Here is a 12,216-nt window from a genome sequence, read left to right as displayed (position 1 = left end):
GTGCTAGTTCCTTGCCTGCTGAACTCATCATTTTAAGTCCTTTTTTGTTACCCTTTATGTTTTCTCAGCTTATTTGAATTTAATAGTTTTTGAGAAAATCAAGTTAGATTTAGAGCAGGCTTAGGCCTGTTTTTCTGTACCTAATCACTGCAAGATAACAAAATGCTTTAATTTTAAGATATATCTTACAGAAAGCCTACAACAGTGGGCTTTTTGCTTTGTCTTAAAACGTTGATTTCTGGGTTTGTTTAGAGATTTGCTAGTAAGATTATTTGTGTATCTAAGTCTATCTATGCCAAGAATTAAGCGATGCTGATGATATAAATCTGGTGTGATATAATATTTTGGCCCCCTCACTTTAAGGAAGGGAGGTGTTATATATGCTAGAATTATTTTCCCTTTTTCTAGCTCCGTTACTTGTTAACGTACTATCTGAGCTTTTCAAGCTATGGATAAAGAGACGTAGGAAGTAGCATTTAACCCTTTTAGAGGGTAGCAAAAAACCCCATCGGTGGCACGGTGGGGCTTTTTAGTTATATATGCTAGAATTATTTTCCCTTTATGCTTTCATTCTAACACAACCCCTCCGATATTTCAAGCTTTTGTTTTGATATGTCCTCAGAGGTCATTACGCAATCTTATAACACGGAAGCCTGTGGTTTGAGTCCGCTTCACTGAAATTAGCACACGCGCTACCAAGTTCCATTCTACAGCAAAGAAATCAACTCTTTTCTAGGGGATTTCCGCCCTCATTTTTGTCTTTTGTGCTAAAATAGACTTATAAATTGAAAATAAGGAATGTTTATGAAATCAGGTAATGGTTTTTGGAAAGGCTGTCTCTATTTTTGGGGCTTCTTGTTCTTACTGGGCCTTTTGGTTCAATATGCTCTTCCACTTGCGGCTTGTGTCCTGCTAGGCTATGGTGGTTATCGTCTCTATAAACGCTTACGCTATCCTCTTTTGCAGGATCGTTCGCTCGACGATCGGATTGAGCTTTTAAAAGCTAGGATTCGCCAGGCGGACAAAGATATTCAGCAACTAGAGGGAACTTTAGTAGAAAAAGGCTCGGATTCATATAAAAGTCTGGCCAATCAAGTATTGATCGAACTGCGAGAAATCCATCAGGAGGCGGATCGTCTCAAGTCCTATATCGATGATGCTGTCTACAACCGTATTGACAAAAAGGTTCGTACAGTACGGGCAAACATCGATGTTCAGCTAGAACGTTTGGATAGAGAAAGTCAGGTAGATCTTGAAAATGCGGAGCCAGAGGAATTAGCTCCAGAATTGTCTCAGACCTTGGCCAATATTGCCGTTGACCATCAGGCCATTTTAGACAAGATTGCCACCTCTGCTGATGGTGATAAGGAAGAATTAACGGCTATTCATAGTTTGAAGATGGAGAAGTTCAAAACGATTCTAGAAGGCTATTTAAAGATTAAGGCTAATCCGAAGAACTATAATAGGGCAGAAGAACGTTTGCAACAAGCTAAAGCAGCTATCGAACAATTTGACCTTGAGTTGGACCAGGTGTTGAGAGAACTCAATGAAACAGATATGCGTGATTTTGATATCAGTCTGCGTATCCTAGAAAAAGATCGTAAAGACTAGGTTAGAAACAAAGGAGTAACCATGACAGAATTTAATTTTGATATTGACCAGATTGCTAATAATACCGTAGCTAAGGTGGATAAAACAACCCAAATAATCGAGACCAATACTGGCTCAGACAGGACCTTGACCTTCCTTGAGAAGCTGTGCCCTGAGCAGCAAGAAGGAATCAAGGCGCACGTGCCCCAGTTGGTAGACCAGTTTGTCACCAATCAAAATGCTCTTTTGGATTTTGGACAATCTGCTGTAGAAGGTGTGAACAATACAGTCAATCGTATCTTGTCAGAACAAAAGAAACTGCAGATTCCCCAAGTGGATGACTTACTCAAGAATACCAACCGTGAGTTGCAAGGCTTTGTAGTTAAATACAAGAACGCTGAAATTGCTGAGTTAGAAGAAAAGCCAAACTTTTTGCAACGATTGTTTAACAAGAGTAAAAATACGCTACAAGAATTTTACTTTGACTCAAAAACAGTGGAGCAAAAGCTCGATGGCATGGCTGCCGCAGTGGTCAAGCAAGAAGATGTGCTAGCTCGAAATATCGTCTCAGCTGAGATGTTGATTGAGGACAATACCAAATCCATTGAAAATCTAGTGGGAGTGATTTCCTTTATCGAAGCCAGCCAGACAGAAGCTGGCAAGCGTGCTGCAGAACTGAAAGCTCAAGTTGACCAACTCGATACAAGTACGGTAGAATACCAGACTAAATCTCAAGAATTGGCCCGTATGGCTGAAGTGGTCAATACTCTTGAACAACAACATACTGAGTATGTCAGCCGTCTCTATGTTGCCTGGGCAACAACACCTCAGATGCGCAATCTTGTGAAGGTGTCATCTGATATGCGCCAAAAATTGGGCATGCTTCGTCGCAATACGATTCCGACAATGAAACTTTCCATTGCCCAACTTGGTATTTTGCAACAATCAATGAAATCAGGTGTCGTGGCAGATGCCATTGTCAATGCCAACAATGCTGCTCTTCAGATGCTAGCTGAGACCAGCAAGGAAGTGATTCCGCAGATGGAACGAATTGCTCAAAGCCCGACAGTCGCTGTCGAATCTGTTACCAAACTGGCTGAAAGTCTGGTCGCTCAAAACCAAGGTATCGTCGCTGCCATTGAATTGGGACGCCAGAAACGTGCTCAACTAGAAACAACCATCGTCAAGTCCGCAGAAATGATCAACGATTCTGTCAAACTACGCGATGAGAAAATTGTCCAAGCCCTTCTAGACCAAGGCAAGGCTGCTCAGAAAGAAGTACAAGAATAATACACAAGTTCCTTATAAGTATAGCTTTGAGTACTTGATTGGCCAGTTTGCTAGTGATTCTGGGAAAAAGGCTGGAGAGTTTTATACACCTCAAGCAGTCTCTCACCTCATGACTCAGATTGTCTTTGCAGGGCGTGAGCATCAAAAGGGCATGTCAGTTTACGACCCGACTATGGGTTCTGGTTCTCTCTTGCTCAATGCCAAGCGCTATAGTAAGGAAGCTTCGACGATTTCTTACTACGGTCAAGAGTTGATTACTTCGACCTTCAACCTTGCTCGCATGAATATGATGCTTCATGGGGTTGCGATTGAGAACTATCACCTCAGCAACCACGATACCCTAGACGAAGATTGGCCGACTACCGAGCCGACAGACTTTGATGGAGTTTTGATGAACCCACCCTACTCACTGAAGTGGTCAGCAGATAGTGGATTCCTGCAAGATCCTCGCTTTTCAAGTTATGGAGTTCTGGCACCTAAGTCCAAAGCAGATTTTGCCTTCCTTCTTCACGGTTTTTACCACCTCAAGCATAATGGTGTCATGGCTATCGTACTTCCTCACGGAGTTCTCTTTCGAGGAGCAGCCGAGCAAAAGATTCGCCAGCATCTATTAGAAGAAGGCGCTATTGATACAGTTATCGGCTTGCCAGCAAATATCTTCTACAACACCTCTATCCCGACAACCATTATTATCCTTAAAAAGAATCGCACTAACAAGGATGTCTTCTTTATAGATGCCTCAAAAGAGTTTGAAAAAGGGAAAAATCAAAACAATATGACCGAAGACCATATTGCCAAGATTTTGGAGACCTATCAAAAACGCGAGAATATCGAGAAGTTCGCCCATCTAGCCAGCTTTGAAGAGATTGTCGAAAATGACTACAACCTCAACATTCCACGCTATGTCGATACCTTTGAGGAAGAACCTGTTGTTCCCCTAACCGACCTCGCCGACCAGCTCGCAGAGATTGATAAAGAGATTGGAGAGGTAGAAGCCAGACTCGCACACATGCGCAGCCAGCTAGTAGGCACAACACCAGAAGCCCAAGCAGAATTAACCGCCTATCTCGAAAAATTGAATGAGATTTAGAGACTTGTGAGAATACTCTGCTAAAAATTTAGAAAAATAAAATGACAGTAGAAAATCTATTGTCATTTTTTGTTATTGGTGACTACAACAAAGTTCATCCTTAAATGTTTGAAAGTTTACTTCTTTCTTCAATATCATTTTTAATACATTCTTCCAATACCTTTGCATCAACATAGATTACATTCCCAATCATTTTTGCAGGAATATTCATAGACAGTACTTGTAAAGAATATTTTTTAACGAGTGGTTCAAGTTTTGAGCCGTTTATATTGTTGTTAATGGCAGGGAAAATGATATCTTCCCATGAAAATGTGTAGTTATAGATTGTCTTGTTAAATCCAAGCTCTCTGACTTTAACCATATCATGTATGCGAATGAGTTTTACCAGTATATTAATACCATCAATATTCTTAGCTTTATAATTTTCACGTAAGTTTTTAAAAGAAGCATAGTTCTTGAAGGTAAGATAAGCTAGTAGAATGATTAAGATTAAAGGGACAATGCCTTTGGACGTTAGCAAGTCACTTATAGCTGTCAACTTAAAACTAAGTATGAAGTTGATAACAACTGCGTACAAAATAGCTAGTAGTGGCAATTTTACAAATAAAAAAGATTTGTATTTTATCGAAGTAATGGTATTGCTTTCTTTAAATTTTATTTTCATTAATGTTTCTCCTTAAATATTATCAGTTGAAAGAATATAGAGAAAGACTATGTAATGTTAGTTTTATAATCAAACACCCCCTCAAGAACTGCACCCTAAAAGTTAGACAGGAAAAATCTAACTTTTGGGGTGCAGTTCAAGTTGAGCCTGCGTTTTGAATTCCACAAATTTTAGAAAAGACTACGCTATTTCAAAAATTTTTAGGAATGAGAATTAAATATTTAATATTTGGTCATGAAATCTCCAAGACTTTTGATTTGTTGTTTAATAATGTGATATTGTTCAGTTGAACTTTTAGGGAGAACATATCTTGTAGACCGTCCCTTACCTTCTATCTCAATATACTTTTTATTTTGTAGGGATTTCAAATTTTCTCTAAATTTATACTCAGTCATTAGAGAATTTTCAAGGATATCATTTTTAGTAATGCTACCATTTTTAATGATATATTCAAGTATAATCTTTTCACTATCTGATGTATCTGCATAGGAAGACAGTAAATCTACTTTCCAGATTGTAACAATAGTACTATCAAAAGTTGTACTTACTTCAGGAATTTTTAGTTTATATTTTTCGGAAATGTCAAAAATTTTCGGTCCACCTGACCCAGCTTTTTCTGACATCCCAATTCTACGGAATAATGAAGAGATTGTACTATTTCGCGTTTTGGAAGTTCCACCATGTATAAATTCGGGAATAGAAATTTTCATCTTACCTGGATTTTTAAATTCATAGAAGTCTTGGTATGCTGTAATAACTATAGGTGAATCAAAATCATAGTAAGCATGCATTAAGCAGTTCACTAAAGCCTCACGTATAGATTCAGATAGGTCTTTCTTGAATGGTAAACGATGAGCAGATTCGTTACTGAGTTCAAATCTATCATTTGTTGTAGTGGTTAATTTATTATATGCTAAATTGAAAAAGTCAAACATGTTCAAATCAGGGTACATCATATCACCTGTTGAAATTCTATCGTTCCACCTAGTTGACAGAGATGTATCTTTTTCAAAATAGTCTAATTGGAATTTGGGATAACGAGAAATGATAGAATTATACTTTCCAAAGAATATCAGTCCTCCTGCGGTTAATTTATATATATTATCTGTCCTGTCTTTTTTAAATACACCAATTTCGATTAGAAAATCTCTCAAAGAAATGCTATTGTATTTTGTTTTACCAGTAAGTTCAATTAATAATTGCTTATAATGTTCTATTGTATCTAAATTTAGGTCATTTTCGTCAAAATTATTAAGTAACTCACTATCAATATCATCATGTGAACTAGTCATAAGATACTTAAGTTCTTCTTTATCAAGTTGAACGTCGCCTTCGCCTAACCTTTTATATGATTTACGATAATCATTTTTAAGATGAACGGGTTTTTGGTCAGGATTCGCTTCTCTTACAGTGATTACAATAAGCTGTTTAATTTTGTTTGGGATATTAACGTATTCGATATCGTTGTCGGTAAGTAGATTACAACTGACTTTTTGTTTGTTTGCGACTAAAGCGAATAGATTATCTCGTATTTTTTGAGGATTATTAACACCTTGATAGGGATCAATATTTTTTTCGTCTATCCCGAGAATTATTTTTCCGCCATTAGTATTTGCAAATGCTGAGTAGGTTTCCCAGAAGGATTCTGGAAGACTGTTTTTAGCTTTTTTGTACTCTAAATCGACTCCTTCAAATTTTAAGTTCATATTTTTCCTTTCTAAAATATAACGTTACTTAAATTTGTTTTTAAACGATTGTCACGCGAAAAAGCAAATTTTACAGGAGATTAAAATCCTTGATTTCATCGTATTTCTGGGACTTTATCTTAAACAGTTACGCGAAAATCACGCGAAAATCACGCGAATATTGTTCATCAAAATTTAGTTAAAGAATTTTAGAATAGATAGATTTAATAAAAAATTTTTTGATGAGATGTTTAAAAACCTATGCATGAATTTGTAATCTATTCCATTATAACACAACGATAAGAAAAATAGATGGAGCGAGAATATAAAAAGAGAAACCTCATAATGAAGTTTCTCTTAATTTTAATCGTCCAAATCTGTATTCTTATTTCAAAAAAAGGTAGTGAAAAAGGTAGTGATTCGGTTGATTTTTATTGCAATGTAGTGAAATTAACAAAAAGAAAAAACGCTTGAATCAGCGTTTTTCTTCTGTATTGATTCGTATTGAATGCTTACTTAACTTCTGTAAACACAACGTGTTTGCGAAGTTTTGGTGAGTATTTCTTCAATTGAAGACGGTCTGGAGTGTTACGTTTGTTTTTAGAAGTAAGGTACAAGCGTTCACCAGATTCTTTGTGTTCAAGTGTAATATTTACGCGCATGGTATCTCCCTTCTATTATTCAGCTGATGCAGCTTTAGCGATTTTACGTCCTTTGTAGTATCCTTTAAGTGATACACGGTGAGAACGTGAGTAATCTCCAGTAGTTTCGTCAAAGTTTACAGATGGAGCTGTTACTTTGTAGTGTGTACGACGTTTGTTTTTCTTCGCTTTTGAAGTGCGACGTGCAGGTACTGCCATTTGATTTCTCCTTTAGGTATTTATATTCGATTCAATCTACTGATTTTCATCAACCATATTAGAATAACACATTTTTTTTGTAAAGTAAAGTTACTTGACAAAAAAAGATGAAAAAATTAAAAGGTCATCAACCAAATTAATCGAAATTTTCTGAAAATTCAAGAATTTTCTTCTGTTCATTGCTTTTAAAATGTGCTATAATAGTAAAAACTGAAATGGGAGGGAACAAATGACTGAATTAGATAAACGTCACCGCAGTAGCATTTATGACAGCATGGTTAAATCACCAAACCGTGCCATGCTTCGTGCGACTGGTATGACAGATAAGGACTTTGAAACACCGATTGTTGGGGTGATTTCGACTTGGGCGGAAAATACACCATGTAACATCCACTTGCATGATTTTGGGAAATTAGCCAAAGAGGGTGTCAAATCTGCAGGTGCTTGGCCTGTTCAGTTTGGGACTATCACTGTAGCGGACGGGATTGCAATGGGAACGCCTGGTATGCGTTTCTCTTTGACATCTCGTGATATCATTGCAGACTCAATCGAGGCAGCTATGGGTGGTCACAATGTGGATGCCTTTGTTGCTATCGGTGGCTGTGACAAGAACATGCCTGGTTCTATGATTGCCATTGCCAATATGGATATTCCAGCTATTTTCGCCTATGGTGGAACCATTGCACCGGGAAATCTTGATGGTAAAGACATTGACTTGGTTTCTGTCTTTGAGGGTATCGGAAAATGGAACCACGGTGATATGACAGCTGAGGACGTGAAACGTCTTGAATGTAATGCCTGCCCTGGCCCTGGTGGCTGTGGTGGTATGTATACTGCTAATACCATGGCGACTGCTATCGAAGTTTTGGGTATGAGTTTGCCAGGTTCTTCATCTCACCCAGCTGAATCAGCTGATAAGAAAGAAGACATCGAAGCAGCAGGACGTGCTGTTGTTAAGATGTTGGAACTTGGTCTCAAACCATCAGATATCTTGACTCGTGAAGCCTTTGAAGATGCCATCACTGTGACTATGGCTCTCGGTGGTTCTACAAATGCCACTCTTCACTTGCTTGCCATTGCCCATGCTGCCAATGTTGACTTGTCTCTTGAGGACTTCAATACGATTCAAGAACGTGTGCCACACTTGGCTGACTTGAAACCTTCTGGTCAGTATGTCTTCCAAGACCTCTACGAAGTCGGTGGTGTGCCTGCGGTTATGAGATACCTCTTGGCAAATGGTTTCCTTCATGGAGATCGCATCACATGTACTGGTAAGACTGTCGCTGAGAACTTAGCTGACTTTGCAGACTTGACTCCAGGTCAAAAAGTCATCATGCCACTTGAAAATCCAAAACGTGCGGATGGTCCGCTTATCATCTTGAACGGGAACCTTGCACCAGACGGTGCGGTTGCCAAGGTATCAGGTGTTAAAGTGCGTCGTCACGTTGGTCCAGCTAAGGTCTTTGACTCAGAAGAAGATGCTATCCAGGCCGTTCTGACAGATGAAATCGTTGATGGCGATGTAGTCGTTGTTCGTTTTGTTGGACCTAAGGGTGGTCCTGGTATGCCTGAGATGCTGTCACTTTCATCAATGATCGTCGGTAAAGGCCAAGGAGACAAGGTTGCCCTCTTGACGGATGGTCGTTTCTCTGGTGGTACTTATGGTCTGGTTGTTGGACATATCGCCCCTGAAGCTCAGGATGGTGGACCAATTGCCTACCTCCGTACAGGCGATATCGTTACGGTTGACCAAGATACCAAAGAAATTTCTATGGCCGTATCCGAAGAAGAACTTGAAAAACGCAAGGCAGAAACAACCTTGCCACCACTTTACAGTCGTGGTGTCCTCGGTAAATATGCTCACATCGTATCATCTGCTTCACGCGGAGCCGTGACAGACTTCTGGAATATGGACAAGTCAGGTAAAAAATAAACTCATACTCTTCGAAAATCTCTTCAAACCACGTCAACGTCGCCTTGCCGTAGGTATGGTTACTGACTTCGTCAGTTCTATTTACAACCTCAAAGCAGTGCTTTGAGCAACCTGCGGCTAGTTTCCTAGTTTGCTCTTTGATTTTCATTGAGTATCAAAAAGCAAGCCAACTTCGGCTTGCTTTTTTTCATCTTCAAAAGTAATTTTTCTGCTTAACGAGGTGGTAGTCCAAGGGCAATACGGCCGTAGCGACTGATTCGTGTGATTTTCCAGGCAGGCGACCAGGTGACTTCAACCTTGACATCTTCGATACCTTCGATTTGTTTCAGACCTGCCACGATTTCGATAGGCAGGCTTTCGGCACAATCGCAGGCAGTGTCGGTGAAGGTCATGACAATCTTGCAGAGGCCTGCTTCGTCCAGATTGATTTCATAAATCAGCCCTAGATTGTAAACATCCAATTCCACATCTGTATCAAAAACCTTCTCTAGTTTTTCGATAATTTGGTCTTGCAAGACCAAAGCACGGTCATTGATTTTGATATCCTCTCTCATTACAGTCCCTCCACGTGATAAATATCCTCTATTTTCTCATAATTCTGACAATTTGGCAAGTTTTTGATGAATTTTCTGAAAAGACTCTCTTGAGATTTTCTTCTCTCACTGTTTTAATCCCTCTATTTATGGTAAAATAAGACTATTAAGTTTAAAGAGGATTCCCTATGAAATTACAAAAACCAAAAGGAACGCAGGATATTTTACCTGCTGAATCTGCCAAATGGCAGTACGTTGAGGGCTTTGCCCGTGAGATTTTCAAGCGCTATAACTATGCAGAAGTGCGCACGCCTATTTTTGAGCATTACGAGGTTATCAGCCGCTCTGTCGGAGATACAACGGATATCGTAACCAAGGAAATGTACGATTTCTATGACAAGGGTGACCGCCATATCACCCTCCGTCCAGAAGGAACTGCGCCAGTTGTCCGTTCCTATGTGGAAAATAAACTCTTCGCCCCAGAAGTGCAAAAGCCAAGTAAGTTCTACTACATGGGACCTATGTTCCGCTATGAGCGTCCACAGGCAGGGCGTTTGCGCCAGTTCCATCAGATTGGTGTTGAGTGTTTTGGCTCTAGCAATCCAGCTACCGATGTGGAAACCATTGCTATGGCAGCCCATTTCTTGAAAGAAATCGGCATCCAAGGTGTCAAACTACACCTCAATACGCTTGGAAATCCTGAGAGCCGTGCGGCTTATCGTCAGGCCTTGATTGACTATTTGACACCGCTCAAGGAGACCTTGTCTAAGGATAGCCAACGTCGTTTGGAGGAAAATCCTCTCCGTGTCTTGGACTCTAAGGAAAAAGAAGACAAGGTGGCAGTGGAGAATGCGCCGTCTATCTTGGATTTCCTTGATGAAGAAAGCCAAGCTCATTTTGATGCTGTGCGTCAGATGTTGGAAAATCTTGGAGTAGACTACATCATCGATACCAATATGGTGCGTGGTTTGGACTACTACAACCACACCATTTTCGAGTTCATTACTGAGATTGAGGGCAATGACTTGACAGTTTGTGCGGGAGGTCGCTACGATGGCTTGGTTGCCTACTTTGGTGGTCCTGAAACTACTGGATTTGGTTTTGGACTTGGTGTAGAGCGCCTGCTTCTCATTCTTGAAAAGCAAGGTGTAGCCCTCCCTATCGAAAACGCCCTAGATGTCTATATCGCAGTCTTGGGTGAAGGAGCAAATGTCAAGGCCTTGGAATTAGTACAAGCTCTTCGCCAACAAGGATTCAAAGCAGAGCGTGATTATCTTAACCGTAAACTAAAAGCTCAGTTCAAGTCAGCCGATGTCTTTGCGTCTAAGACACTTATCACTCTAGGAGAGAGTGAAATCCAGACTAGAAAAGTCGTGGTTAAGAATAATCAAATTCGAAATGCTAAGAATAATTTTAATATCAACAAATACAAGGAAAAAGTAGAGGTGTCACTTGAGGCTATCAGCCAAAACTTCTCAGAAATCTTTGAAAAATTAGGCTTTTAATAGTAGATAAACTGGTCAGGACCTTACTCCTGACCTTTTTCTTTTGCAAAATGACAAAAATCATAAACTTTTTGACAAATATGCTTGTCAAAAAGAAAAAGATGTGTTACAATAAATTCAAGTTAAGAAATAGGAACCAGAAAGGAGCTATGATGTGGGTACTAGGATTTATACTATTTATGATTTTCTTTTATTCTAATGGTTCTAAAAAAATCAAGAAACTAGAGAATAAAATCAAAAAGCTTGAGCGAAAAGAGAAAGGAAATATAGAAATGTCAAGATTATTACAAGAATTGATTGGGGAAAAACCAACAATCGTTGGAGAATTATTTGGAACAAATAATTGGGAAGTTGTGGATGTTGATGAGGAATGGGTCAAGCTACGACGTGTAGATAATACGGGAAAAGAAAAATTCAAACTACAACGTATTGAGGATATCCAAACCGTTGAATTTGACGGAGAGTAGGTGTGTGACATGCAACTTAAAAATCGTTTAAAAGAGCTGCGGGCTCGCGATGGCCTCAATCAAACCGAACTAGCCAAGCTAGCAGAGGTTTCCAGACAGACCATTAGCCTATTAGAACGGGACGAATACACCCCATCCGTTGTGATTGCCTTGAAAATATCTCAGATTTTCAACGAAACAGTCGAATCGGTATTTCGCTTGGAGGAGGATGAGTGATGAACATGTATAGGGTGGTTTATTTTATGAGTGTTCTTGCCCTTATTGTGAATGCATTTGCTATGATTGGAACATTACTGGGTTGGTTCTATTTTGTTGAAAGTAAGTATTTGTTTTGGATTAACTTAGTCCTCTTGTCCATTTTCAATCGGTTGAAGAAAAAGGAGAAAAAGGAGAGAAATGATGAACAAGTATAAAGTGATTTATTATGTAGTTGCCATAGCTCTATTAGTCAGCGTATTTCTACTGATTGGGATGGACCTAGGCTGGTTTAGTCCCTATCAAAGTAACAAATTTGTTTGGGCCTATTTTGCCCTCATACCAGTAATTGAATGGATTGAAAAGAAATCAAAAAATCTAGCAAGTGAAAAAGGAGAATGAAT

General features: G+C 39.3%; 13 protein-coding genes and 1 pseudogene. 9 read left to right on the top strand and 5 right to left on the bottom strand.

The window, feature by feature from the left end; genetic code table 11:
• Window positions 1-804 precede the first annotated feature (804 nt).
• The 3 genes and pseudogenes from D8849_RS08170 to D8849_RS08160 all read left to right on the top strand — a co-directional run.
• A complete protein-coding gene (locus D8849_RS08170; protein WP_125386730.1) occupies window positions 805-1,611 on the top strand; it encodes a hypothetical protein in 807 nt (268 codons plus the stop codon).
• A gap of 21 nt (window positions 1,612-1,632) precedes the next feature.
• Window positions 1,633-2,880, top strand: coding sequence for a toxic anion resistance protein (locus D8849_RS08165; RefSeq protein ID WP_125386729.1), 1,248 nt, complete (start codon window positions 1,633-1,635; stop codon window positions 2,878-2,880).
• 22 nt (window positions 2,881-2,902) lie between these two features.
• Window positions 2,903-3,970: pseudogene (locus D8849_RS08160) on the top strand (type I restriction-modification system subunit M); the annotation flags it as partial.
• Between the two features lie 100 nt (window positions 3,971-4,070).
• On the opposite strand, the gene D8849_RS08155 reads toward D8849_RS08160, so the two are convergent.
• From D8849_RS08155 to rpmF, 4 genes are all read right to left on the bottom strand, one after another.
• Window positions 4,071-4,634, bottom strand: coding sequence for a hypothetical protein (locus D8849_RS08155; RefSeq protein ID WP_125386728.1), 564 nt, complete (start codon window positions 4,632-4,634; stop codon window positions 4,071-4,073).
• Window positions 4,635-4,855: 221 nt separating this feature from the next.
• Entirely contained in the window at window positions 4,856-6,340 is a 1,485-nt protein-coding gene (locus D8849_RS08150) for an ATP-binding protein (RefSeq protein WP_125386727.1), read from the bottom strand.
• Window positions 6,341-6,831: 491 nt separating this feature from the next.
• Complete coding sequence (gene rpmG, locus D8849_RS08145) at window positions 6,832-6,981, bottom strand: 50S ribosomal protein L33 (protein ID WP_001265622.1); 150 nt, start codon at window positions 6,979-6,981, stop codon at window positions 6,832-6,834.
• A 15-nt stretch (window positions 6,982-6,996) separates the two neighbouring features.
• Complete coding sequence (rpmF, locus tag D8849_RS08140) at window positions 6,997-7,179, bottom strand: 50S ribosomal protein L32 (protein ID WP_000290417.1); 183 nt, start codon at window positions 7,177-7,179, stop codon at window positions 6,997-6,999.
• A 229-nt stretch (window positions 7,180-7,408) separates the two neighbouring features.
• On the opposite strand from rpmF, the gene ilvD reads away from it, so the two are divergent.
• Window positions 7,409-9,112, top strand: coding sequence for a dihydroxy-acid dehydratase (gene ilvD / locus D8849_RS08135; protein ID WP_000137346.1), 1,704 nt, complete (start codon window positions 7,409-7,411; stop codon window positions 9,110-9,112).
• Window positions 9,113-9,324: 212 nt separating this feature from the next.
• Here the strand turns inward: ilvD and D8849_RS08125 are convergent, their stop codons facing one another.
• On the bottom strand, window positions 9,325-9,666 hold the full coding sequence (locus tag D8849_RS08125; protein ID WP_125386726.1) for a metal-sulfur cluster assembly factor: 342 nt from the start codon (window positions 9,664-9,666) through the stop codon (window positions 9,325-9,327).
• Window positions 9,667-9,833: 167 nt separating this feature from the next.
• On the opposite strand from D8849_RS08125, the gene hisS reads away from it, so the two are divergent.
• The 5 genes from hisS to D8849_RS08100 are packed head-to-tail and all read left to right on the top strand — an operon-like array spanning window position 9,834 to window position 12,214.
• The gene (gene hisS / locus D8849_RS08120; protein WP_125386725.1) at window positions 9,834-11,150 is read left to right on the top strand and encodes a histidine--tRNA ligase; all 1,317 of its coding nucleotides are present in this window, start codon (window positions 9,834-9,836) and stop codon (window positions 11,148-11,150) included.
• Complete coding sequence (locus D8849_RS08115) at window positions 11,150-11,617, top strand: hypothetical protein (RefSeq protein ID WP_125386724.1); 468 nt, start codon at window positions 11,150-11,152, stop codon at window positions 11,615-11,617. Before hisS ends, D8849_RS08115 begins: the two co-directional genes overlap by 1 nt.
• Window positions 11,618-11,626: 9 nt before the next feature.
• Complete coding sequence (locus tag D8849_RS08110) at window positions 11,627-11,833, top strand: helix-turn-helix transcriptional regulator (protein ID WP_001176233.1); 207 nt, start codon at window positions 11,627-11,629, stop codon at window positions 11,831-11,833.
• A complete protein-coding gene (locus tag D8849_RS08105) occupies window positions 11,833-12,030 on the top strand; it encodes a hypothetical protein (protein ID WP_125386723.1) in 198 nt (65 codons plus the stop codon). The genes D8849_RS08110 and D8849_RS08105 overlap by 1 nt, the downstream gene beginning before the upstream one ends.
• Window positions 12,017-12,214, top strand: a complete 198-nt coding sequence (locus tag D8849_RS08100) for a hypothetical protein (RefSeq protein WP_185755636.1) — start codon at window positions 12,017-12,019, stop codon at window positions 12,212-12,214. Before D8849_RS08105 ends, D8849_RS08100 begins: the two co-directional genes overlap by 14 nt.
• Window positions 12,215-12,216: the final 2 nt, after the last annotated feature.

The sequence above is a fragment of the Streptococcus mitis genome (assembly GCF_003942765.1).
GTDB classification, from domain to species: domain Bacteria; phylum Bacillota; class Bacilli; order Lactobacillales; family Streptococcaceae; genus Streptococcus; species Streptococcus mitis_BE.
The sequence above is the reverse complement of the archived record's forward strand: the minus strand, read 5'-3'. Positions and strand labels throughout refer to the sequence as shown.